The sequence below is a fragment of the Microbacterium amylolyticum genome, assembly GCF_011046975.1.
Taxonomy (GTDB): Bacteria; Actinomycetota; Actinomycetes; order Actinomycetales; family Microbacteriaceae; genus Microbacterium; species Microbacterium amylolyticum.
This window is the reverse complement of sequence record NZ_CP049253.1, coordinates 1,781,356-1,802,761: the sequence shown is the minus strand read 5'-3', so window position 1 is coordinate 1,802,761 and position 21,406 is coordinate 1,781,356. Positions and strand designations below refer to the sequence as shown.

22 protein-coding genes and 2 pseudogenes are annotated in these 21,406 nt (G+C 66.1%); 9 read left to right on the top strand and 15 right to left on the bottom strand.

Going from position 1 to position 21,406, the window contains the following annotated elements:
- Positions 1 to 83: 83 nt before the first annotated feature.
- Positions 84 to 1,070 (bottom strand): prenyltransferase/squalene oxidase repeat-containing protein, encoded by a 987-nt coding sequence (locus G6N81_RS08780; protein ID WP_165135745.1) that lies wholly within the window; start codon positions 1,068 to 1,070, stop codon positions 84 to 86.
- Between the two features lie 92 nt (positions 1,071 to 1,162).
- Here G6N81_RS08780 and G6N81_RS08775 point away from each other — a divergent pair, with 92 nt between their 5' ends.
- Positions 1,163 to 1,576 (top strand): DUF1801 domain-containing protein, encoded by a 414-nt coding sequence (locus G6N81_RS08775; protein ID WP_165135742.1) that lies wholly within the window; start codon positions 1,163 to 1,165, stop codon positions 1,574 to 1,576.
- On the opposite strand, the gene G6N81_RS08770 is transcribed toward G6N81_RS08775, so the two are convergent.
- Positions 1,517 to 1,747, bottom strand: coding sequence for a hypothetical protein (locus tag G6N81_RS08770; protein WP_165135739.1), 231 nt, complete (start codon positions 1,745 to 1,747; stop codon positions 1,517 to 1,519). The genes G6N81_RS08775 and G6N81_RS08770 overlap by 60 nt on opposite strands.
- 105 nt (positions 1,748 to 1,852) lie before the next feature.
- A complete protein-coding gene (locus G6N81_RS08765; protein WP_165135736.1) occupies positions 1,853 to 3,235 on the bottom strand; it encodes a glycine--tRNA ligase in 1,383 nt (460 codons plus the stop codon).
- A 102-nt stretch (positions 3,236 to 3,337) separates the two neighbouring features.
- Between G6N81_RS08765 and G6N81_RS08760 the strand changes: the two genes are divergently transcribed.
- The gene (locus tag G6N81_RS08760; RefSeq protein WP_165135733.1) at positions 3,338 to 3,505 is read left to right on the top strand and encodes a hypothetical protein; all 168 of its coding nucleotides are present in this window, start codon (positions 3,338 to 3,340) and stop codon (positions 3,503 to 3,505) included.
- 14 nt (positions 3,506 to 3,519) lie between these two features.
- Here the strand turns inward: G6N81_RS08760 and G6N81_RS08755 are convergent, their stop codons facing one another.
- The 4 genes and pseudogenes from G6N81_RS08755 to G6N81_RS08740 form a co-directional block, all read right to left on the bottom strand.
- Positions 3,520 to 3,711 carry a hypothetical protein gene (locus tag G6N81_RS08755; protein ID WP_241244934.1) on the bottom strand — a complete coding sequence of 64 codons (192 nt, stop codon included), beginning with the start codon at positions 3,709 to 3,711 and terminating at the stop codon, positions 3,520 to 3,522.
- A 55-nt stretch (positions 3,712 to 3,766) separates the two neighbouring features.
- Positions 3,767 to 4,444 carry a GNAT family N-acetyltransferase gene (locus G6N81_RS08750; protein ID WP_165135730.1) on the bottom strand — a complete coding sequence of 226 codons (678 nt, stop codon included), beginning with the start codon at positions 4,442 to 4,444 and terminating at the stop codon, positions 3,767 to 3,769.
- Between the two features lie 79 nt (positions 4,445 to 4,523).
- A pseudogene (locus G6N81_RS08745) lies at positions 4,524 to 5,351 on the bottom strand (ISL3 family transposase); the annotation flags it as partial.
- Positions 5,352 to 5,471: 120 nt separating this feature from the next.
- Positions 5,472 to 6,413, bottom strand: a complete 942-nt coding sequence (locus tag G6N81_RS08740) for a GlxA family transcriptional regulator (protein WP_165135727.1) — start codon at positions 6,411 to 6,413, stop codon at positions 5,472 to 5,474.
- A gap of 107 nt (positions 6,414 to 6,520) precedes the next feature.
- On the opposite strand from G6N81_RS08740, the gene G6N81_RS08735 reads away from it, so the two are divergent.
- Positions 6,521 to 6,832, top strand: a complete 312-nt coding sequence (locus G6N81_RS08735) for a putative quinol monooxygenase (RefSeq protein ID WP_165135724.1) — start codon at positions 6,521 to 6,523, stop codon at positions 6,830 to 6,832.
- A 395-nt stretch (positions 6,833 to 7,227) separates the two neighbouring features.
- Positions 7,228 to 8,162: pseudogene (locus tag G6N81_RS08730) on the top strand (ISL3 family transposase); the annotation flags it as partial.
- Positions 8,163 to 8,418: 256 nt separating this feature from the next.
- Here G6N81_RS08730 and G6N81_RS12845 read toward each other — a convergent pair.
- From G6N81_RS12845 to G6N81_RS12840, 3 genes are read right to left on the bottom strand one after another with little or no spacing between them, the layout of a single operon-like run.
- Positions 8,419 to 10,227, bottom strand: coding sequence for an ATP-binding cassette domain-containing protein (locus tag G6N81_RS12845; protein WP_165135721.1), 1,809 nt, complete (start codon positions 10,225 to 10,227; stop codon positions 8,419 to 8,421).
- Complete coding sequence (locus tag G6N81_RS08720; protein ID WP_165135718.1) at positions 10,227 to 11,552, bottom strand: ABC transporter permease; 1,326 nt, start codon at positions 11,550 to 11,552, stop codon at positions 10,227 to 10,229. Before G6N81_RS08720 ends, G6N81_RS12845 begins: the two co-directional genes overlap by 1 nt.
- Positions 11,553 to 11,675 carry a hypothetical protein gene (locus tag G6N81_RS12840; protein WP_277602640.1) on the bottom strand — a complete coding sequence of 41 codons (123 nt, stop codon included), beginning with the start codon at positions 11,673 to 11,675 and terminating at the stop codon, positions 11,553 to 11,555. It abuts the gene before it with no gap.
- A 24-nt stretch (positions 11,676 to 11,699) separates the two neighbouring features.
- On the opposite strand from G6N81_RS12840, the gene G6N81_RS08715 reads away from it, so the two are divergent.
- Entirely contained in the window at positions 11,700 to 11,852 is a 153-nt protein-coding gene (locus tag G6N81_RS08715) for a hypothetical protein (RefSeq protein WP_165131320.1), read from the top strand.
- A 1-nt stretch (position 11,853) separates the two neighbouring features.
- Here the strand turns inward: G6N81_RS08715 and G6N81_RS08710 are convergent, their stop codons facing one another.
- Positions 11,854 to 12,426, bottom strand: a complete 573-nt coding sequence (locus G6N81_RS08710) for a hypothetical protein (protein WP_165135715.1) — start codon at positions 12,424 to 12,426, stop codon at positions 11,854 to 11,856.
- 104 nt (positions 12,427 to 12,530) lie between these two features.
- Here G6N81_RS08710 and G6N81_RS08705 point away from each other — a divergent pair, with 104 nt between their 5' ends.
- Both G6N81_RS08705 and G6N81_RS08700 read left to right on the top strand, forming a co-directional pair.
- Positions 12,531 to 13,727, top strand: coding sequence for an MFS transporter (locus G6N81_RS08705; protein ID WP_241244933.1), 1,197 nt, complete (start codon positions 12,531 to 12,533; stop codon positions 13,725 to 13,727).
- 44 nt (positions 13,728 to 13,771) lie between these two features.
- The gene (locus G6N81_RS08700) at positions 13,772 to 14,203 is read left to right on the top strand and encodes a DUF1761 domain-containing protein (protein WP_165135712.1); all 432 of its coding nucleotides are present in this window, start codon (positions 13,772 to 13,774) and stop codon (positions 14,201 to 14,203) included.
- A 3-nt stretch (positions 14,204 to 14,206) separates the two neighbouring features.
- Here G6N81_RS08700 and G6N81_RS08695 read toward each other — a convergent pair whose 3' ends face one another.
- The 4 genes from G6N81_RS08695 to G6N81_RS08680 are packed head-to-tail and all read right to left on the bottom strand — an operon-like array spanning position 14,207 to position 17,551.
- Positions 14,207 to 14,965: an IclR family transcriptional regulator domain-containing protein gene (locus tag G6N81_RS08695; RefSeq protein WP_165135709.1), complete on the bottom strand. Its 759-nt coding sequence runs from the start codon at positions 14,963 to 14,965 to the stop codon at positions 14,207 to 14,209.
- A 30-nt stretch (positions 14,966 to 14,995) separates the two neighbouring features.
- Positions 14,996 to 16,165, bottom strand: coding sequence for a thiolase family protein (locus tag G6N81_RS08690; RefSeq protein ID WP_165135706.1), 1,170 nt, complete (start codon positions 16,163 to 16,165; stop codon positions 14,996 to 14,998).
- 1 nt (position 16,166) lies between these two features.
- Complete coding sequence (locus G6N81_RS08685) at positions 16,167 to 16,814, bottom strand: 3-oxoacid CoA-transferase subunit B (protein WP_165135703.1); 648 nt, start codon at positions 16,812 to 16,814, stop codon at positions 16,167 to 16,169.
- Positions 16,811 to 17,551, bottom strand: coding sequence for a 3-oxoacid CoA-transferase subunit A (locus tag G6N81_RS08680; protein ID WP_165135700.1), 741 nt, complete (start codon positions 17,549 to 17,551; stop codon positions 16,811 to 16,813). Before G6N81_RS08680 ends, G6N81_RS08685 begins: the two co-directional genes overlap by 4 nt.
- Before the next feature lie 217 nt (positions 17,552 to 17,768).
- On the opposite strand from G6N81_RS08680, the gene G6N81_RS08675 reads away from it, so the two are divergent.
- On the top strand, positions 17,769 to 19,145 hold the full coding sequence (locus G6N81_RS08675; protein WP_165135697.1) for a histidine-type phosphatase: 1,377 nt from the start codon (positions 17,769 to 17,771) through the stop codon (positions 19,143 to 19,145).
- Positions 19,146 to 19,190: 45 nt separating this feature from the next.
- Positions 19,191 to 21,398: a beta-L-arabinofuranosidase domain-containing protein gene (locus tag G6N81_RS08670; protein WP_165135694.1), complete on the top strand. Its 2,208-nt coding sequence runs from the start codon at positions 19,191 to 19,193 to the stop codon at positions 21,396 to 21,398.
- Positions 21,399 to 21,406 lie beyond the last annotated feature (8 nt).

Here is a 21,406-nt window from a genome sequence, read left to right as displayed (position 1 = left end):
CCGCTCAGAGACAATCTCCCTCTCGGATTAGCGACGTTGCCTTTCCGTTGTCGGTCGCAGCGCGATCACAGCCCGCCCGGCCATCACACCTCGTCCCACCACCGCAGGATGCGGAGCGCATAGAACGTCAGCCACGGCGACGCCTGCCCCTCCGGCACGTCCACCGTGAACCACACGCGCCCGGGCTCGACGGGACCCTGCAGCCAACGCCCGTCGGGTTGCCGCAGCGACTCGACGATGTCGATTGCGTCTCCTAAGCGCCCTGCATGGTCACCTCCCTCGTAGCGGTTCGCCGCGCGGAAATAGTCGAGCGCCCGCAGAAGCGAGTACCGCCACCGCACCGGGTACGTGAAGTGGTCCGCGTCCCGGACAATCGGCTCGCCCGTGGACGCACGGTACGTCAGCGCCCGCTGCAGCAGATAGTCCTCCGCTGCGGCTCGTGCGGCGCGGATCGCATCGGTGCCACCGGTCTTGCGCTCGACGTCAAGGAGACCGACGAGAGCGTTCAGCGTGGAGTGCACGGATGCGCGCGTGGATCCCTCCACCCAGTCGCAGTTCCAGCCGCCCTCGGCGACCTGGTGCTCGACGAACCACTGCGCGAGGTCGGACATATCCCGCCCCAGCCACACACCGTTTGACAGCGTAAAGGCGTTGTTGCAGACGTCGATTTCCCCCACCCAGAAGGGCATGTCGCCGTATTCCCAGCGACAGTTTTTCTCGAGCCGGTCCGCCGTATCACCGAGCGCAGCCACTGGAACGCCCCACTGCCGCAAGGCGTTCAGCGCCCACGTCGTGGCGGTCCAGGCACGCTCGGGATCTCCCGGTTCGGGAGCACCCGCGGATCCCGGAGCGGGAACGGAGGCGCCACCTGACCACTGCCCATCGTCGTCCTGCAACGCCAGAAGCCGCGCACCGTATCCCTCGTGTGCGGTGCGCTCTCGCGTCTCACGCCACACGTGCTCCGGAGCATCCGCGAGATCGCGTTCCACCTGCCAGCGCAGGGCGGGATCCGTCTCGAGCAGCCACTCGAGAACGTCTCGGCCTACCCGTCGCTCCACACTGAGCTTCATGACCCGATCCTACGGGTCGTTGCGGCCGCGCACGAGGGGGATCGTCCGCTTTTGTACCCCGCATCGCGCCCACAAGGCGGATACTGAGCTGCATGGAGGACATCGCGGAGTTCATTGCTCAGGTCACACCCGCCAAGAGAAAGCGAGACGCCGAAACGCTCCTCGCGCTCATGGCGGAGGTCACGGGGGAGAAACCCATTCTGACGGGATCCATCATCGGTTTCGGCACCTACCACTACCGCTATGCCTCGGGCCGCGAAGGCGACGCTCCGGCTACCGGGTTCGCGCCGCGCAAGCCTGCGACGACCATCTACCTCATGGACGGCGTCGACGCGCACGCAGAGGAGCTGGCGCATTTCGGTCCGCACACGTCGGGCGTCGGTTGCCTGTACGTGAAGGATCTCGATGTGTGCGACACCGCGGCGCTCCGCCGAGTCATCGCGCGGTCATATCGGACGCTGACGGCCGGGGTGTTCGGGCAACGCGCAAGCGAGAGCGGCGAATGAGCGCGTCAATGCCCACCGCGGCGCGATGAACGCGACAAGGAGAGAGATGAGAACGGCGTACAGCAAGTCACCGGTGGCATCGCTGACGAATCCGGTCGGCGCGAAGACATGCGTCGTGAGCCCCGCCAGAACAACGATGACCGCGGCACTGGCAAGAAGAAGTCGGCGCATGGAGCGAGCGTAGGCGCTCCAACCCCACAGGTCCTCTCACGCGTGCGGCCCCGCACTCCCCAGACGGAAAGAGCGGGGCCGCACGCGGAACGTCAGCGCAGAGAACTACGCTCCGCGAAGGCGCTCGGCCAGGTAACCGTAGAGCGTATCGAGGGACACGCGCTCCTGCGACATCGTGTCGCGGTCACGCACAGTGACGGCGTTGTCGTCAAGGCTGTCGAAGTCGACCGTGACGCACAGCGGCGTTCCGATCTCGTCCTGACGGCGGTAGCGGCGACCGATCGCGCCGGCATCGTCGAAGTCCACATTCCACGAACCGCGCAGATCGGCCGCGACCTTGCGGGCAAGCGGCGACAGCTTCTCGTTACGGCTGAGCGGCAACACGGCGATCTTCGTCGGCGCCAAACGCGGGTCGAGCTTCAGGACGGTGCGCTTGTCGGTACCGCCCTTGGCGTTGGGCACTTCCTCCTCCGTGTACGCATCGACGAGGAACGCCATCATCGAACGCGTCAGGCCGAAGGAGGGCTCGATCACATACGGGACGTACTTCTCGCCAGAGGCCTGGTCGAAGTAGTGCAGGTTGGCGCCCGAGTGCTCGATGTGATTCTTGAGGTCGAAATCGGTGCGGTTGGCCACACCCATCAGCTCGCCCCATCCGCCGCCGACGAAACCGAAGTTGTACTCAACATCGATCGTGCGGTCGGAGTAGTGCGCGCGCTCGCCGTCGGGCACGTCCAGGCGGCGCATGTTGTCGGGGTTGATGCCCAGGTCAACGAACCAGTTCCAGCAGGCCTCGACCCAGTGATCGAACCACTCGGGTGCCTCGTCGGGCGCCGTGAAGAACTCGATCTCCATCTGCTCGAACTCGCGGGTACGGAAAATGAAGTTTCCGGGCGTGACCTCGTTGCGGAAGGCCTTACCCACCTGCCCGATACCGAACGGCGGCTTCTTGCGAGCGGCGGTGACGACGTTCGCGAAGTTCGTGAAGATACCCTGCGCCGTCTCGGGGCGCAGATAGTGCAGACCCGAGGCATCGTCGACGACACCCAGGTAGCTCTTGACCAGGCCGGAGAACTTGCGGGGCTCGGTCCATGCGCCGCGCTCGCCCGTGTCCGGGTTGGGGATCTCGTGCCAGCCCTCAGGGTCACGTCCGTGCTTCTCCTGGAACCTCTCCCAGAGGTGATCGGCGCGGTACCGCTTGTGGGTGGTGGTCGATTCGACGACCTCATCGTTGAACGTGCCGACGTGGCCCGACGCTTCCCACACCTTGCTGGGAAGCACAATCGAGCTGTCCAGGCCCACCATGTCGCCGCGGCCGCGCACGAACGTCTGCCACCACTGGCGACGGATGTTCTCCTTCAGCTCGGTGCCGAGGGGGCCGTAGTCCCAGGCGGAGCGAGAACCGCCGTAGATCTCACCCGCTTGAAAAACGAACCCGCGGTGGCGGGCGAGGGCGATGACCTTGTCAAGGCGGGACTGTTCGGCCACGGTGGCTCCTATGGTCGCGAGGTTGCGGGATCCGGGCAATTCTAGTGGTGACGCCTGAGCGGAGATCACATACACCTCGGATGTGTACGGCAGGGTGGCGGCATGACCGAGACAGCTTCGCCCACCGTTGGTGTCATCTTCCGTCCAGAGTCGCCTCCCGAAGATCTGCGGCCGATGGTCCGCGCCGCCGAGGACGCCGATGCCATCGCCATCCAAACCCCGGCGGACGCCCCCGATCCGCGCGTTCTCTTCGACGCACTACCGCAGTAGCGCGCCCGCGGCGATCAGCGCCAGGGCGCGGCGTGGTCGTCCGCCGTGAGCGCACGAAGGGTCGCGGGCGGCGGCCACGGGAGCTCAATGAGCTCATATGGCACGTCGATCGCGCCGAAGTCATCCGTCTTCACCAGCACCCGACCGGCGGACCCACCCGACGAGCTCCCGGTCGGAGCTACGTCGATGCGGAATCCAGTCGTCACCGATCGTCGTCATGCGGCCCAGGGTACATACGCACCACCGCGAGGCCGAGAGACGTTACGACGTGAAGAGGTAGCCGCGCTCAGGGTCGAATCCGGCGATCACGAGGCCGCGGTTGCTGAGAACACCCATTTCGCGGCGAACACGCATCCGCCACTCGTGTGCCATCGCGGGGTCGGTCTCACGCATGTCTTCGACGTTGTCGGGGATCTCGAGCGTTTCCACAACGTCCTCGGGCGCAGGAGGCGCAGCGATTTCGGCCAGCTTCCACTTCACATCGAGCCGGTCGGACTCATCACCCGCGTCGCCGCCGCCGAAGATGCCGTATTGGTTGACGACGTAGTCGGTCACCCGCGCGCCGAGCACGGTCAGGAAGAAGTGCGCGTTGCGCGCAACGAGCGGATCGAACGTCCAGGTGATGTTCCCGACGCCCTTGCTCAGCGCCCACTGGCGCTGGTGTTCCTTGAGCTCTCGTCCCCAGCCGCGTCCGCGGAACTCCGGCAGCAGCGCCGTGATGTGCGAGTGCATTGATCGCGTTGCCGGAGCGCCGAAGAAGGCCACAGACGCGCCGATCATCCGCCCCTCGTCGAAGAACCCGACGGCATAGTTCCCTGCCTGCTGCAGGGCACGCAACGTTCCTGCATCCACAACCCTTTCGGGGCCACGGATCGCATCCAGCACTCCCTGCGCCTCAAGAATTAGTTCGACGGTGTCCAGATCGCGGATCTCACGCATGCGCACCACAGTAGGCCATTCGCGCATGCGTCCGTTCACGCGTCATCGCCGTAGACCTCCTGCGCGATGCGAAACGGGCTCATCGCAATCGAGGGTGTAGTGCGGATGTGAATCCGCCGGTTTCGAGCAGACTCCGAGCGATGTAGTGGGTGATGTTGCGGAAGCGGAGTGCGGAGGTGCGGAGGTGCTCGAGTCGCCCATTGATGGCCTCGGTGGGTCCGTTGGAGGTGCCGGGATGGTCGAAGAACGCGAGGATGTCGGTGGCGCGCTGTGTCAGGGTCCGGCCGAGCTTGCGCAGCTCGATGAGCGTGCCCGGGATGCCGCGGGTGAGGGAGTCGATGAGGTGTTGGATGATGAACTTCCCGAGCTTCCGGTCGGGTTCCCGGTAGGCCGCGACGATGCGCTGGTAGGTCCCCCAGGTCGCTTCGACCTCGACATGCTCTTCGACGGCGAACACCGCGTCCAGGCGTGCGGTCTGTTTCTCGGTGAGGAAGCTCGCGCCGGTGTGCAGGGTGCGGCGTACCCCGTAGAGCGGGTCGCCTGAGTGACCGCGGTGGCCGAGGGTGTCTTGCTGGACCCGTTGCCGGGCGCGGTCGAGGGCGTCGCCGGCCAGGCGCACGACATGGAACGGGTCCATCACGGGGACCGCGTGGGTGAGTTCCTCGGCCGTAGCGGTCTTGAACCCGGCGAATCCGTCCATCGCGACCACTTCGATCTGGCGGGACCACTCTTTCGGCCGTGCGGCGAGCCACTGCTTGAACACCGCCTTCGAGCGACCCTCGACCATGTCCAACAGCCTCGCCGGGCCGGTCTTGTTCCGCGCGGGGGGGGTGAGGTCGATGATGACGGTGACGCACTTGTCGCCCCGCCGGGTGTGACGCCAGACATGCGCATCGACCCCGACCGTCCGGGAAGCCGGGACACGTCACATGGCCTGTGCTGCGGGCGTCTCGAGTGGGCCGTCCAGGGGCGACGCAGGAGCGTCGACGCGACGTGCTGAGAGGTGGTTCTAAGGCATGGCGATAGGTCAGGAACGGCGTCGCTCCCTGCGCAGGAGGGAGCGCAGAGTCTCGGCGTTCGCGTAGCCGACCCGTAGCGCGATCTCGGCGGAGGTGAGGTCCGTGGTTGCTGAGAGGTGCCGAGCTCGTTCGATGCGAAGCCGTTGGACGAAGCCGAGCGGACTGAGGTTAAGCGCCGCACGGACTCGTCGTTCGAGGGTGCGCCGGCTGGTGCCAAGCGACTGCGCGACGAAGTCCACGTTGAACGGTTCGTCCAGGCGGGCGCGCACGAAGCGTTCGAACTCGACGACGATCGGGTCCTCGTGCCGGAGATGTTCGTAGGCGACGAAGGCCGCCTGCGACGGGCGCTCGTCGATGATGAGGAGCTTGGCGACATGTTGGGCCAGGTCGGGGCTGATCGATCGCACGAGTGAGAGCGCGAGGTCGATGTGGGCGAACGCGGCGCCGGCGGTAACGAGGTTCCCGTCGGCCACGACCATGGTGTCGAGATCGAGGGCGACGGTCGGATAGCGCTTCAGGAACTCCGGCCCCAGGAACCAGCTGGTCGTCGCCCGCCGATGATGCATCCGTCCGGTCTCGGCGACAGCGAACACGCCGGTGCACGCCGCGGCGATCCGGGTGGTCGCCTCGTCGAGGCGCCCGAGCGAGGCGATGACCGAACGAGCATCTCGGCTCTGGAGGGCGTCGTTGGTAGCGGCGGCCGTAAGGGTTCCAAGCGCAGGGACGACGACCACGTCGAACTCTCCGGACTCCGACAGCGGGTGGTCCACCGACAGGGTCATCGATGCCGTCGTGGTCACTCGTCGTTTCGGTCCGAGGATGGCGAGTTCGATCGGGTCGATCCGCGGGTCGACATCGCCGCGGGCTCCGTCGGCCACCCGCACGATGTCGATGATCGACGCGATAGCCGAACCGAAGCAGCCGTCGATCGCGATCAGTCCGATACGCATGACGTAAATAATAGCAATACTGCCGTATACGCCACTCCCCACCGGCCCTCGCTCGTCATAGGCTGAACTCGTCTCAGGAAGAACCCCGATTTCAAGGAGCGTCCCTCATGTCCGCACCCGCATCACTTCCGTATGCCTTCGTCGCCAAGATCGTCGCGGCCGATGGACAGCACGACGCGCTCGCCGATCTGCTCGCCGGCGCTGTCGCACTCGCCAACGAAGAAGTAGGAACGATTGTCTGGTTCGCGGTAAGGACCGACGCCGACACCTTCTGGATCTTCGATGCATTCCCCGACGAGGCCGCTCGCGACGCCCACGCCAACGGCGCCATCGTCGCAGCCCTGATGGCCAACCAGCACCTCCTCGGCGCAGCACCCGAGATCCTGGCGGCCGACGTCCTCGCGTCCAAGCTCCCGTAGTCCGCCAACGCACGAGACGATCGCGCCCCGCCGAGCCGTCGCCAGGTCGCGACGCAACGCCATGCTGCGTTGCCGAGCGGTGCGAGGCCTATCGGCACACGGACAGGATGCCGGCCGCGAGCGCTCAGCCGGCGAGGGGTCCGTCGCAGAGGAGAGCGACGTCGGTGTCGGGCAGAGCCGTGAGGCCAGCGCATCGCACGACCACCAGAACCGAACAGCCCCTGCCCTGCGTTTGCGCAGGTCAGGGGCTGTTCGCCGGTCCCGTCGTCGTCGAAGACGTTTCAGAGGTCTTCTCAGATGACGGTGTAGGTCGGCCGGGCGCGTCGGTCCGTAGATCGTCGTCGAGGTCTCCCGACGACGGAGGTTCCTACGCCATCCATCCGAAAGACCTCGACGTGTCCGACGCTACCCAGCCGGCCGGCTTCGGCCGCCCTGACCTGACCGCCTTCGCTCGACTCGACGGCCTCGGTCTGAGCGTGACCGGACAACGACTTGAACCGGATCGTGCGGTCCTCGCGTGCCGCGTGGTGGAACCAGATCAGTGGTGCCAACGGTGCGGCAGCGAAGGCGCTGCTCGTGACACCGTGATCCGGCGGTTGGCCCACGAGCCGCTGGGCTAGCGACCGACCGTGCTGGAAGTTGTAGTGCGCCGCTACCGCTGTGCCGACTGCGGACACGTGTGGCGCTAAGACACCAGCGCCGCGGCGGAGCCACGCGAAGGTCTCGCGCACCGGGCTGCGGTGGGCGCTGGAAGGGATCGTGGTCGCACACCTCACCGTCGCCCGTGTCGCCGAGGGACTCGGGGTCGCGTGGGACACCGCCAACAACGCGGTCCTGGCTGAAGGCAAGCGGCTGCTGATCAACGACCCCACGCGGTTTGAGGGCGTGAAGGTCATTGGCGTCGATGAGCACGTCTTGCGCCACACCAGGCATGGCGACAAGGACGTCACCGTGATCATCGCCCTCACCCCGGTCCGCGATGGCGCCGGCCCAGCAAGGCTGCTGGACATGGTCGAGGGCCGGTCGAAGGCGGCGTTCAAGACCTGGCTCGCCGACCGGGACGACGCCTTCCGTGACGCGGTCGAGGTGGTCGCGATGGACGGCTTCACCGGGTTCAAGACCGCCCCTGCAGAGAAGATCCCGGACGCGGTCACGGTGATGCATCCCTTCCACGTCGTGCGTCTGGCCGGTGACGCCCTCGACAGGCGCCGGCGTCCCCAAGGTGCTCACCGAGCTCACCACCCTGGGCCGGACCCTGAAGAAGCGAGCCGCTGACGTGCTCGCCTACTTCGAACGCCCCGGCACCAGCAACGGGCCGACCGAGCCGCTCACACTCGCGGCCTAAACCGAACCTGTCACCAGTTCGTTCCTCACGCCCTTTGAGCACGCTGTCCTTCGCGGTGAGGAGCGCGAACGCGGGAACCACGTCGGCGTACGCGTCGAGGCCCACCCCGAGGAGAACTCCCACGGTCATCACGCCGAGCACTCCGGGGATGCGCGCACGCGACACGATGAGACCACCCACCGTCGCTCCCGCGAGGAGCACGACGAGTGCCATCATCTGTTCCATTGTCGCTTCTCTCTTTTCAGTCGGCTTCGACGGCCACCCCGGCCAGCTGCGCGTGCACCATGACCTCCTGCAGCGAAGCGGGGCGTCGCCTGATGTCGACGGACTCCACGCCGGCCTCTTCGAGGATCGCCCGCACGACGTCCTCGTCATGCGTCTCATCGGGTACGACTCGGCATTGACGACCATGCAGGCTCACGTGTAATCCACTCGCGCGCAGCGCAGAGAGGGCCTTCTGCCAATCAGGCGTCTCCACTCCGATGACCTCGCGCCCAGCGAGGAGCTCGTCGCGTGTACCCACTCCGACAACCTCACCCTGGACCATCAACACCAGGCGGTCACACTGCTCCGCTTCCCGCATGTCGTGGGTCGTGATGAGCACACCGGCGCCACGGTCAGCGTGTTGCCGGGCGCGGCTCCACAGCGCGACGCTGCCGAGACGGTCCATACCCGAGGTGGGTTCGTCGAGGACGAGCAGTTCGGGATCGTGGCTCGTTGCCGCCAAGACTGCGACGTTCCGCTGCTCTCCCAAGGGGAGCACGTGGACGACGGTAGACGCGATGCGGGGATCCAGCCCCTTGATGTCCTCGTCGACGTCGGCGCGGAATACCTGGCCGACGAAGCGCACGTTCTCTGCAGCGGTGAGTCCGGTGTAGAGCCCAATGCCCTGCGCCACGTAGCCAATTCGTCGACGCGCGGCCAGAGTGGACTCGTCCTCGCCGAACAACTGCACCGCTCCTGAGGTGGGGCGAGTGAGACCGAGGATCACGCGAATGAGTGTCGTCTTACCCGCGCCATTGCCACCGAGCAGTCCCACGACTTCACCCGTGGCGACGGAGAGGTCCACGCCCTTGAGCGCCTGGAAGGAGCCGAACTTTCGAGTGATGTCGGTGGCAGCGACGAGGACAGAAGATCCGACACCGCCCGCGGACGAGGGCAGGTCCGCATCACGTCGGAAGCGCTCGTACGATTCCGGCGCGTGCCTGCGGGTCGCATCCAATGCATATGCCACAGCGGCGTTCTCGAGGTCGGCGCTGGAGCCTTCATAGTACTCGCTCGGAGGTAGCGCGACCGGTGACCACCCGAACATCTGCATTCCTCGACGCCACCACACAGTGTCGCCGTCGTTGGGGAGCTTCTCCCCCGGCGCTGACACATAGAGGCTTCCGGGCGCCGACGCCGCCACACCCTCTGGTGTGTCGTCGGCCAGCAGCTCACCCCGGTCGAACAGCAGCACCCGCGCGCAACGCTCCGCCTCATCGAGATAGGTGGTGGCCATCGCGATCGACGCCCCGTCTGCGGCAGCATCGCTGACCAGATCCCACAGATCAGCGCGGCTGACCGGATCGACCCCCGTGGTGGGCTCGTCCAACAGGACGAGACGCGGTCGGTGGATGGTGGCGAGGATGAAGCCGAGCTTCTGCCGCATACCCCCGGAGAGGTCACGCGCGAGTCGGTCACGAGCATGGTCGAGCCCGGCACGCTGGAGCATATCCTTCGCGCGCTCGCGCAGTGTGGCCGCGGAGATACCCCGCACGTGCCCGACGAAATTGATGTTCTCCTGAACGGTGAGGTTGCGCCACGTTCCGGAATCAGAGGGCTGGTAGCCGACGTCCGCGGCGGAGAGACGAGTGGCCGATCCGTTACGGGACCGGACTGTGCCCGCCAGCACACGCAACGTCGTCGACTTACCCGATCCGTCGCCGCCGATGAGTCCGGTGACCGAACCCGCATCCAACGCGAAGGTCACGTCGTGCAAAGCGATCGTCCGACCGAATCTCACCTCGACGTCGGTGAGACCGATCGTCTGCGTCACCGTCGCAGTCATCAGGCACCCCCGCGACGCAGGAGGCGGTGCATCCGCACCAGAGCCAGACCGAACATGACGACGGCCATGCCGGCAAGGATCGCCAGAGGCAGGATCTCTTCGGGGAAGTCGGCGCCGCGGAGCATGACACCCCGCGCGATCTCGATGAACCATGTCAGCGGCAACGCATAGCCGATCCAGCGGACACCATCGGCCATTGCCTCGAGCGGGAAGATGAGCCCACTCAGGAGGACTTGCGGCAACACGACGAGGATCGCCAGCTGCACAGCTTGACCGGTCGAGGTTGACACCGTCGAGATGAGGACACCCAATCCGAGCACGACCAGCAGGAACACCGCGGATCCGGTGAGCATCAGGAGCACCGAACCCTCGAACGGTACGTCGAACAGGAACATCCCGAGCAAAGTGATGATCACCATGTCGAGCGCTGCGATCAAGAAGTAGGGCGCGATCTTGCCGATGATGATGCTGAAGGGGCGCAGCGGCATGACCGCCAGTTGCTCCATCGTGCCGGACTCACGCTCGCGGACCAGTCCGATACTCGTGATGACCGTGGCGACGAACGTGAGGATCAGCCCGACCAGTCCGGGGATCATCACCCAGGAAGTGTGCAGATCGGGGTTGAACCGCATCGTCACGCCATCGGAGAAGTGCTCAGACATCTCTGCCGGGTCGGGAAGCTGCAGATCGCTGTCGTCACCGAGATCGGCGTCGAGGGCCGCCAGATCGGGAAGCTGCAGCGCAGACAGCGCGGCCAGGTTCTCCGGTGTCGGTGCCGCTCGAACGGCTTCCAACGCGCCGGTGAGATCGTCGAGGCTCTCGCGGGCCTCGGCGATGCCCTCTCGCGCATCGGCGAGACGGCTCTGCATGTCGTCGAGGTCGGTCTGCGCACTCGCCGCTTGCTCGGAGTACTCCTCAATCAGCAGACGCTGGAACACCTGGACCGAGGCCTGCGCTGGGAAGATCTCTGATCCGTCCACCGCGAACTCGCCCTGCTCGATGAGGGAACCGGACTCCCTGTCGGCTCGGGTCACGATGACCGCGTCGGCGTCACCCGCTTTGAGGATCCCATCGACGTCGGCCTCCGACATCGACTCGTCGATGAGCACGATGTCCACCGATGGATCGAGGTCGTCGATGTCGTTGATGAAGTCAACGGCTGCCTGTGCCTGGGCTCCGACCACGGCGACCGACACGCGGTCGACGGTGAAGTTGGCTGCGTATCCGAAGATGATCAGCAGAACGATGGGGAGCCCGAAGAGCAACCCCAGCGTTCGATGGTCTCGGAAGAGTTCACGGAACTCCTTGATTGCAACGGCGAACATCTAGGCTTTCTCCTCTTCTTCCGCCACGCGGCGCTCCCACATGTCGCGCAGTGCTCGGTCATCACGCTTTCCGTTGGCGGTGAGGGGCAGTGCCCCCACGACCATCCGAGAGTCGACATTCATGTAGCCGGGCAAGTTCCCGGCGATGTGACGCTTCAGGCTGAGCAGACCGACGGCCCGCATTTCGACGCTTCCGAGTTCGACCGCTTGCGTCAGGTGGGCGAACTACGCACCGTTGTGGACTCCGAGGCAGGCCGTGCGTTTCTCGCCGAGGCGTACACGGGCTGGCCGATCGCGTAGCTCAGTCGACAGGCTGGTACGGCGCCATCTCGTCGGTGAGATCTCCCGCCAACAGCACGAAATCGCTTCCCGTCCACGCCATGCGCAGCACCATCGACGTGTACGAGATTCCGTCCGGAACGGGCTCGATCCGGCTAATGCCCCACGGGCGGTACAAGACGGGTTCGTCCGCACCCGGAACCTCGTCGGGCATCTCGAGGCCGCCACGCCGGAGCGCCGCCTGACCGACGGCGATCTCCCCCTCCGCCAGTTCCAGTCCGTAGGTGTCTTCGATCTGGTCCGCCCAGGCCATCGCCCACGCCCGCTCGGCCACATCATCGATCTGCTGGGTGGCCAGGATTCGTCCGAGCAAGGCGCCGGACGCCATAACCAGCAGAATCGCCGTCACCGCAACGAGCCACCGGGACGCTGAACGAGCCCGCGTACGGAGAACCTGGCTGGCGACCCATGCCGCTGCGCCCAGAACGATCAGCACGATCGCAATCGCGATCATGGGCACGGAGTCGTACAGTCTCGCCACGACGGGGAGGGCGTCGCGATAGACGTCAATATCGGGCTCGGAAACGAAGTCCATCGGTGCTCCTCCTGGTGCGTGACCCGTCCAGCCTACGGCGCTGGCCTCCCAGCAATCGAGAGGATGCGGGCGGGGCGAGGCATCCGCCGGAATAAGCTCGCGAGATGAGCCGTGATCAACCGCGTAGCGCGCGCCTTGTGCTGCTCCTCGTGACGCTGTGTCTCATCGCCGTCAATATGCGCGCGACGATCACCGGCGTCGGCCCCCTGCTGGAGCAGATGAGCGAGCACACGGGTATGCGCGTGGCCGCGCTGAGTGGGCTCGCCTCCGTTCCGCTCGTCACCTGGGCGCTGGTCTCTCCGTTCGCCCATCCCGTTGCACGACGCTTCGGTTTTGACAAAACAGTTTCCGCGGCGCTGGTTCTTCTCACGATCGGAAGCGTTGTCCGCTCGCTGCCCGGCCCCATCGGGAGCATCTGGATCGGCACCGCGCTGATCGGCGTTGGGCTGGCAATCGCCAACGTCTTACTCCCCGCCGTCGTGAAACGCTCCTTCGGGTCACGCGTACCCGTTGTCACCGCTCTGTACACGTCGATCCTCGCGGGATGCGGCGCGATCGCATCAGGCATCGTCGTCCCGATCTCACATCTGCCGGCCATCGACGGCACTCCGTGGGGGTGGCGCGTTGCCCTTCTCGCCACATCGGCGGCGCTTCCTGTCGCCCTCGCCCTGTGGATCGTTGCTTCCCGCGACACCGCGAGAACAACGGCGCCCGCGCCACCAGCGCCGCGCAGATCCGGGATCTGGCGCGACCGCCTCGCTTGGCAGGTGGCGGCATACTTCGGCGTGCAGGCATCGTCCTTCTACGTCGTTCTCACCTGGCTCGCACCGCTGTCGCGTTCAGTAGGGCGCTCCGAATCGCTCGCCGGCTTCGACGTGATGATGTGCCAGGTCACCAGCGTCGCGGGATTGCTTCTGCTTCCGCTTCTTCTGCGAGGTTCAGCCGAGCGCTTTGTTCCCGCCGTCTTGCCGTCGCTGGGGATCGCCGGCGTGTGCGGCCTCCTCTGCGCACCGGAAGGGGTGCTGTGGTGGGGGATGCTCTTCGGGTTCTCCAGCGGTGCCTCCATCGCCATGTCACTCACCCTGATGGCGTCCCGCGCACGCGATGCGATGTCCTCCAGCGCCCTCAGCGGCATGGCGCAGTCCGTCGGCTACGCCTTCGCGGCGTTCCCTCCCGTCATCGTCGGAGTGCTGTACGAGGCAACGGGCGGATGGAAGGCTCCGCTCTTGCTCATCCTCGGCCTGCTGGTGGCCCAGGCGCTGCTCGGGCCCCTCGTTGGACGTAACCGATACGTGCTCTGATCACACGCCTTTTCCCGGCACCCCGCACGCGCTAGCGTCAAGTCATGATTCCCGAGATCAACTACTGGGCGGTTCTGATCGCGACGCTGTCGTCGATGGTGGTGGGGGCAACCTGGTACGCACCGAAGGTCTTCGGAACGCGCTGGGCGAAACTCGCGAAGGTCAATCTCTCGGGCGACAGCAAAGACGCGATCGTCCCGATGATCGTCACGGTGCTGGTCGGCTTCGTCACCGCGTGGGTGCTCGCAGGGGCGACCACGATCGCCTGGCACTTCTACGACGGCGCCTACCTGACCTCCGCTCTGGTCACCGCCATTCTGCTCTGGGCGGGCCTCACGGCAGCGCGGTTCATCACACACGACGCCTTCGAGGGCAGGCCGTCTCAGCTGACGACGATGAACATCGCCCACGAGCTCGTCACGCTCGTCGTAATGGCCGTCATCATCGGCGTGTGGCCACCAGCGGGAACGGTGTGAACCTCACACCAGCGTGAGCTCGGCGTCGGCTTCTTTCGCCTGACCCCGCAGCGCCGGGAGGAAGGCGTCCATCAGCTCGTCACGGGTCACCCGCGCGGCGGACGTTGAGACGTTCATGGCGGCGATCACCCGCTCCCCTCGGCCCCGAAGCGGAACCGCGACCGACCGCACGCCCTCTTCGAGCTCGCCGTCAACGATCGCAAAGCCCTGCTGCCGGATACGGACCAGCTCATCGGCAAGCGCCGCGGGGTCGGCGATCGTGCGTTCCGTCAGCGACGCCAAAGGCCGATCGAGGATCTCCGCGCGCTCCTCGTCCGGCAACGACGCGAGCAACACCCGCCCCATGCTGGTCGCGTGAGCGGGAAAGCGAGTACCGATCGTGATGTCGACGCTCATAATGCGCCGCATTGGTACACGCGCGACGTAGACAATGTCCGTCCCGTCCAGAACAGCCGCAGAAGCACTCTCGCCGAGCCGGTGCGACAGCCGCTCGAGATGCGGATGCACCACGTCCGGCAGCGACAGCGCCGAGAGATAGCTGTGGCCGAGTTCGAGAACGCGCGGCGTCAACGAGAACGTGCGTGCCACCTGTCGCACGTACCCCAGCTCCTCCAGGGTGTGCAGAAATCGGCGCGCAGCCGCCCGCGGAATGTCGGTGCGGGCGGCAACCTCGCTCAGTGACAGTCGCGTGTGATTGGCGTCGAACGCCCGAATCACGGCGAGCCCGCGCGCCAGCGACTGCACGAAATCACGCTCAGACATCGATTGCGCTCCCGGTCCACACCCGGACCATTATCGTTCGAGAACCACGGCAAGTCCCTGACCAACGCCGATGCAGATGGCCGCAACCGCGACACCGCCGCCCCGGCGGGCTAGCTCATGCGCGGCGTGGCCGATGATGCGTCCGCCCGATGCGCCGAGCGGGTGCCCGATCGCGAGCGCACCGCCGTGGATATTGAGCTTTGCGGGATCGAGCTCCGGCCATCCCGCGAGGCAGGCGAGGCTCTGCGACGCGAAGGCCTCGTTCAGCTCGACCAGGTCGACATCGGCCCACGTGCGCCTCGCGCGGGCAAGAGCCTTGTTCGCCGCCTCGATGGGGGCGATCGGGAACTGGTCCGGGTCAACGCCGTGGGCGGCTCGACCGGTGATCCGTGCCAGGGGCTCGGCGTCAATGGCCCCGTCCGCGCCGAGCAGAACGGCCGACGCGCCGTCGTTGATCGACGACGAATTGCCCGCGGTCACCGAACCGTCCGCGGCGAACAACGGCGCCAACCGCGCCAGTTTCTCCACCGTGCTCCCGTCGCGGATACCCTCATCGCGCTCCAGCTCATGGCCGTCGACCTGCACGATCTCACCGTCGTAGACCCCGTCAGCCCAGGCCGCAGCGGCGAGCGCATGGCTGCGAACTGCGAATTCGTCCTGTTCATCGCGGCTGATGCCCCACTCGCGGGCGATCTTTTCCGCCGAATCCCCGTTGGAGATGGTCCACGACTTCGGAAGAAGCGGGTTGATCATCCGCCACCCGATCGCCGTGTTCCACATCGTCTGATTTCCGACGGCGGCGAACGGTTTGGCCGCCTTTTCCACCACCCACGGTGCGCGGCTCATCGACTCGACGCCACCCGCAAGGATGATGTCGGCGTCTCCGATTTCGATCGCCCGCGAACCCTGGATCACGGCCTCCACGCTCGACGCGCATAGACGGTTCACGGTCGTCCCCGTCACGGAGGTGGGGAATCCGGCGAGGAGCGCCCCGAAACGGGCGACATTGCGGTTGTCTTCGCCCGCCTGGTTCGCGTCGCCGAAGATGACGTCCTCGATGCGCTCGGGATCGACGCCGGCGCGCTCGGTTGCGGCGCGCATCACGGTAGCGGCAAGGTCGTCCGGCCGCACGCCCGAGAGCGCCCCACCGGCACGGCCGAACGGCGTGCGAACGGCGTCGTAGATGTATGTGGCGCTCATGTCACTCTCCCGAAAGGGTCAGGCCGGTGAGTTTTTCCAGCTGAGAAGTGGTGTTGTCGCCGAATGCCTCGCGCACGCGGAAACCGGATGCCGTCACGTCGAAGATCGCGTGATCGGTATAGACGCGCGTCACGCAGCCGACCCCCGTCAGCGGATACGTGCACTCCGTTACCAGCTTGGACTCGCCGGACTTCGCCAGCAGGTCGGTCATCACGAAGACCTGTTTGGCGCCGATCGCCAGGTCCATCGCGCCGCCAACCGCAGGGATCGCGCCGGGCGCGCCCGTTGACCAGTTGGCGAGGTCGCCGTTCTGCGCCACCTGAAACGCCCCAAGAACGCAGACGTCCAGATGCCCGCCGCGCATCATCGCGAAGGAGTCGGCGTGATGGAAGTAGGCGGCACCGGCGACGGCCGTGACGGGCTGCTTGCCGGCGTTGATGAGATCGGGATCGACCCACCCCTCGTCCGGCTGCTGCCCCATGCCGAGAAGGCCGTTCTCGGTGTGCAGGATGATCTCCTGGTCGGTCGGAAGGTAGTTCGCAACGAGCGTCGGTGCGCCGATGCCCAGGTTGACGAACGATCCCTCGGCGATGTCGGCCGCGATACGCGCGGCCAGCTCCTGCCGGGTGATCTTGGTGAGCTCCGTCACTTTTCCTCCTTCACGAGCGGGTTGCCCTCGATGTCGACGCCGCCAACGAAGGCGCCGTCCGTCAGCCAGCGCCGCTCGCCCACCGCGACGACGCGATCGACGTAGATCCCGGGGGTGACAACGTGTTCGGGGTTGATCGAGCCGAGATCGACGATGCTGTCCACCTGCGCGATCGTTGTGGACGCCGCGGCCGCCATGATCGGCCCGAAGTTGCGCGCCGTCTCGCGGTAGAGGAGGTTTCCCCAGCGATCACCCGTCAAGGCCGAGATCAGCGCGACGTCGGCATGAATCGGATACTCCAGCGCGAAGCTGCGCCCGTTGATTTCGCGGATCTCCTTGCCGTCGGCCAGTGCGGTGCCGACGCCCGTTGGCGTGTAGAAGGCACCGATACCAGCGCCCGCTGCGCGGATACGCTCGGCCAGGTTGCCCTGGGGGACGAGCTCAAGCTCAATGCGACCCGCGCGGTAGAGGTCATCGAACACCCACGAGTCGCTCTGCCGAGGGAAGGAGCAGATGATCTTCTTCACCCGTCCGGTTGCCAAAAGCGCCGCAAGCCCCGTATCGCCGTTGCCGGCGTTGTTGTTCACGATCGTGAGATCCCGCGCTCCGCTGGCGATGAGGGCGTCGATCAGCTCCACCGGCTGCCCCGCACGACCGAACCCGCCGATCATCACGGTGGCGCCATCTGCGATTCCTGCCACGGCGTCTTCGACGCCGCTCACGGTCTTGTCGATCATCCGGCCTCCCCATCGATTGTTCGCTATACGAACACTCGTTCGCTGTGCGTAAGTAAGATAGCCGACCCGAGGACGACGCGAAAGGGGTCATTCCCGACGCCGACACGGGCTCCCCTCCCGCACCCGACCCGGGACGTGTGGAGCGTTCCACACACCCGCCCCTGTGGTTCACCTTGCCCACGCTCCGCGTTCACACCGCGTTCGTAGCGTCGCGACCATGAATGCTTCTCGTTCCCTCACCTTGATCGCCTCCGCGGCCGCGATCGCCCTCGGCGCATCGGCCTGCGCCACGACATCCGCCACGCCCACAACGTCAGAGGCCCTCCCGGGACTCGGCTCCAAGTCGATTTACCCGGCGCCGGAGTCCGTCGACGTCACCGAGGCTCCGGAGGGCTTCACGCCGCTGCTGAGCCAGTCCGTGGCACGCCACGGTTCGCGCGCGCTGTCCAGCCTGAAGTACGACGACCTCAGCCTGCAGGTCTGGCACGCTGCCTCAGAAGCGGGGGCTTTGACGGAGCTCGGCGAGGACTTCAAGGTTGCCCTCGACGAATTGATGGCCGCCAACGAGCAACTCGGCTACGGGAACCTCAGCGCTCGCGGGATCTCCGAGCTGTCCGACCTGGGCAGCCGCACCGCCGAGCGCGTTCCGGAACTCTTCGCAGCGATCGCAGAATCCGGCGGGGAGATCGAGATCCTCTCGTCCGGAAAAGAGCGCGCCACCGACAGCGCAGAGAACTTCTCGGAGGGTCTCGCGTCCGCCGCCCCGGACGTCGCGTCCCACCTGACGGACGTCGTCGTGGATGAAGAGACCCTCTACTTCCACAAGAGCGACGAGGCGTATGAGAAGTACGACGAAGAGGACGAGCGACTCGAGGCGGCCAAGGACGCGCTGTCCGATCTGCCGGAAACACGAGAGCGCGCACGGAACATGCTCGAGCGGCTATATGACCCCTCGTTTGTTGACTCTCTCGCCGGCGGAGAGTTCTCCTTCACCGACCGCGGCAAGGGTGAGACACACGTTGAGGACGAGGTGGACGCCGCTGACATGCTCTACAACGCATACATCATCGTTGCCGGAATGAGCGAGGAGATCGACACTGACTGGTCTCAGTTCGTCGCAGAAGACGATGCCCTCTGGTTCGCCTACCTCAACGACGCCGAGTCGTTCTACGAAAAGGGCCCGGGCTTCGCGGGCGAAGACGTGACCTTCCGGATGGCGGAGCCGCTGCGCGATGCCTTCGTCGACGCCCTCACCGAGCACACCGCCTCCGGTGAGCCGGGCGCCGTTTTCCGGTTCGCGCACGCCGAGCAGATCTTCCCGCTGGCCGCCCTCATGCACCTTCCCGGCAGCACGCAGCAGCAGGAAGAGGGCGACCTGTTCACCTACGACAACAACGACTGGCGCGGTGGCGAGGTTGCGCCGATGGGCGCGAACATCCAGTGGGATACGTTCGTGAACGCCGAGGGCGACACCATCACACGGATGCTCTACAACGAGCGTGAAATCGCCTTCGCCACGCCCTGCGAGTCGATTGAGGCTGATTCCCCCTTCTACGAGACGGCGGAGCTCGAGCGCTGCGTGCCGTTGATCTAACCTCGTGTGACCGCCGGTAACGTCACCCATCGCCAGGAGCGCACAATGAAGCTCTTTTCCGCCGACGCCGTCCGCATCACGGATGGCCCGTTCGCCGAGGCGACTCAGACGGATCTTGATTACGCGCTCCGACTCGACGCCGACCGGCTGCTTGCACCGTTCCTGCGTGAGGCCGGTCTGAAGCCGAAGGCTCCCTCCTACGGCAATTGGGAGGACTCCGGGCTGGACGGCCATATCGGTGGCCACTGGCTCTCGGCGCTCGCCCTGCTGTATGCCGCGACGGGCGAGGAGGAAGCCATGCGGCGCCTCCGCTACGCCATCGGGGAGCTAGAGCGCGCGCAGGACGCGGCAGGCTCGGGCTGGCTCGGGGGTGTCCCCGGAGGCGCGGCGCTCTTCGATGCCCTGCGCGAGGGAGGCGTCACGGCCGCTCGCTCGCTGGGATCATCGACGCACTGGGTGCCCTGGTATAACCTGCACAAGCTCTTTCAGGGCCTCCTCGACGCGCACACCATTGCCGGCGATGAGCGTGCACTGCGCATGGTCGTTCGTCTCGCCGAGTGGTGGCTGGACATCGCCGCGGAGATGTCCGACGAGGCGTTCGAGGCGATGCTCGACACCGAGTTCGGCGCCATGAACGAATCGTTCGCCGAATTGGCCGCGCTCACCGGCCGGGAAGACTTCGCCGTCATGGCGCGTCGCTTCTCCCATCGCGTGATCCTTGACCCGCTTCTGAACGGACGCGACGACCTCACCGGTCGGCACGCGAACACGACGATCGCGAAGGCCGTGGGGTATGCCGCGAACAGCGACGCCGCCCTCGTCGATGCGGCCGGTGTGTTCTGGCGGACTGTTGTGGAACGTCGCAGTGTGGCGATCGGCGGCAACAGCGTTCGCGAGCACTTCCATCCCGCCGACAACTTCGCGCCGATGATCGACGACCGCGAGGGGCCGGAAACGTGCAACACGTACAACATGCTGAAGCTCACGCGGTTCCTGGCGGAGCGCGATGCTCGCCCTGAGCTGTTCGACTATGCCGAGCGTGCCCTGTTCAACCATGTGCTCTCCGCGCAGCACCCCGACGGCGGATTCGCGTATTTCACGCCGATGCGTCCGCGCCACTACCGCGTCTACTCGCAGCCCCACGAGGGTTTCTGGTGCTGTGTGGGAACGGGAATGGAAATGCAGGCCCGATACGGAGAATGGCTGTTCGGTGTGGAGGACGGCGCCATCGCCGTGAACCTCTTTGCCCCGGCCGAGCTCAACGCCGCCGCGTTCGGCGTTCGTCTGCGCATGGTGACGGAATTTCCCCTCGACGATCGCGTCACGCTCACGATCGAGGCGGACCAGCCGCGGGCTTTTCCGATCCGGGTGCGGGTTCCGGGTTGGTCGAACGGGCTCGAGGACATTCGCGTGAATGGCGAGGCCGTCGCCGTCACGGAGATGATCGGCGCCGTGTGCGTGGATCGGGTGTGGAACGACGGCGATCAGCTGACGTTTCGTGTGCCGCTTCCCCTCCGCGCCGAGCCTCTCGCAGACGGCTCGCCGTGGCAGGCCTATCTTGCCGGCCCCATCGTGCTGGCAGCGCGTGATGACAACCGCGACCTCGACGGGCTCCGCGCTGATGACAGCCGGATGGGTCATATCGCGGCGGGCCCGCTCCGCGAGGTGGCCGATATGCCGCTCGTCGAGGAGGGAGCGGATGCGCTCGATCGCGTCAAACCGTTGCGCTACCGGCTGGCGACCACGGATCCCATCGGCGCGGTCACCCTCGAACCGTTCGCCGGGATCCACGACAGCCGGTACACGGTGTACTGGCCGATTGCGACGGGCCCCGGCCGGCGCTCAGCTCTCAGCGCTCATGACGCACATTTGACGATCGACGCCGCAACGGTCGATTCTGTGACGTTCGGCGAACAGCAGCCGGAGTCTGACCACGCGTTCTCGGGTGATGGCGCCCCGCTCCGCGTGAACGGCGACCAGCGCTGGCGCGAATTGCATGCGCCCGTGTCTTTCGAACTGCGCGATCCGGGCTGGCAATCGCGGCGGATCCACGTGCGGTTGCGCGCGTCGGAGGTGCCGACGGCCATGGCGGTGAGCCTCGGCGAATTCGACTTCCCCGTGCACGAAATCCCGGCGGGCGAAGACACGATCAACGTTGTCATCGCGCCTCCCGCACCCGGAACCCGCATCCGCCTGTCCCCTGTCGCCGGTCACCCGACACCAGACATCATCGAGGCGCGGCTGCTGTTCTAATCGCCTGC

What these genes read in the sequence shown, in the direction of transcription:
- G6N81_RS08775 (WP_165135742.1), top strand. Translation starts at nt 1,163, where the DNA reads ATGGAGGACATCGCGGAGTTCATTGCTCAGGTCACACCCGCCAAGAGA.
- G6N81_RS08740 (WP_165135727.1), bottom strand. Translation starts at nt 6,413, where the DNA reads ATGCGTATCGGACTGATCGCGATCGACGGCTGCTTCGGTTCGGCTATC.
- G6N81_RS08695 (WP_165135709.1), bottom strand. Translation starts at nt 14,965, where the DNA reads ATGTCTGAGCGTGATTTCGTGCAGTCGCTGGCGCGCGGGCTCGCCGTG.
- G6N81_RS08750 (WP_165135730.1), bottom strand. Translation starts at nt 4,444, where the DNA reads ATGCGTGAGATCCGCGATCTGGACACCGTCGAACTAATTCTTGAGGCG.
- G6N81_RS08675 (WP_165135697.1), top strand. Translation starts at nt 17,769, where the DNA reads ATGAATGCTTCTCGTTCCCTCACCTTGATCGCCTCCGCGGCCGCGATC.
- G6N81_RS08680 (WP_165135700.1), bottom strand. Translation starts at nt 17,551, where the DNA reads ATGATCGACAAGACCGTGAGCGGCGTCGAAGACGCCGTGGCAGGAATC.
- G6N81_RS12845 (WP_165135721.1), bottom strand. Translation starts at nt 10,227, where the DNA reads ATGACTGCGACGGTGACGCAGACGATCGGTCTCACCGACGTCGAGGTG.
- G6N81_RS08700 (WP_165135712.1), top strand. Translation starts at nt 13,772, where the DNA reads ATGATTCCCGAGATCAACTACTGGGCGGTTCTGATCGCGACGCTGTCG.
- G6N81_RS08710 (WP_165135715.1), bottom strand. Translation starts at nt 12,426, where the DNA reads ATGGACTTCGTTTCCGAGCCCGATATTGACGTCTATCGCGACGCCCTC.
- G6N81_RS08780 (WP_165135745.1), bottom strand. Translation starts at nt 1,070, where the DNA reads ATGAAGCTCAGTGTGGAGCGACGGGTAGGCCGAGACGTTCTCGAGTGG.
- G6N81_RS12840 (WP_277602640.1), bottom strand. Translation starts at nt 11,675, where the DNA reads ATGAATGTCGACTCTCGGATGGTCGTGGGGGCACTGCCCCTCACCGCC.
- G6N81_RS08720 (WP_165135718.1), bottom strand. Translation starts at nt 11,552, where the DNA reads ATGTTCGCCGTTGCAATCAAGGAGTTCCGTGAACTCTTCCGAGACCAT.
- G6N81_RS08670 (WP_165135694.1), top strand. Translation starts at nt 19,191, where the DNA reads ATGAAGCTCTTTTCCGCCGACGCCGTCCGCATCACGGATGGCCCGTTC.
- G6N81_RS08735 (WP_165135724.1), top strand. Translation starts at nt 6,521, where the DNA reads ATGTCCGCACCCGCATCACTTCCGTATGCCTTCGTCGCCAAGATCGTC.
- G6N81_RS08770 (WP_165135739.1), bottom strand. Translation starts at nt 1,747, where the DNA reads ATGCGCCGACTTCTTCTTGCCAGTGCCGCGGTCATCGTTGTTCTGGCG.
- G6N81_RS08760 (WP_165135733.1), top strand. Translation starts at nt 3,338, where the DNA reads ATGACCGAGACAGCTTCGCCCACCGTTGGTGTCATCTTCCGTCCAGAG.
- G6N81_RS08705 (WP_241244933.1), top strand. Translation starts at nt 12,531, where the DNA reads ATGAGCCGTGATCAACCGCGTAGCGCGCGCCTTGTGCTGCTCCTCGTG.
- G6N81_RS08690 (WP_165135706.1), bottom strand. Translation starts at nt 16,165, where the DNA reads ATGAGCGCCACATACATCTACGACGCCGTTCGCACGCCGTTCGGCCGT.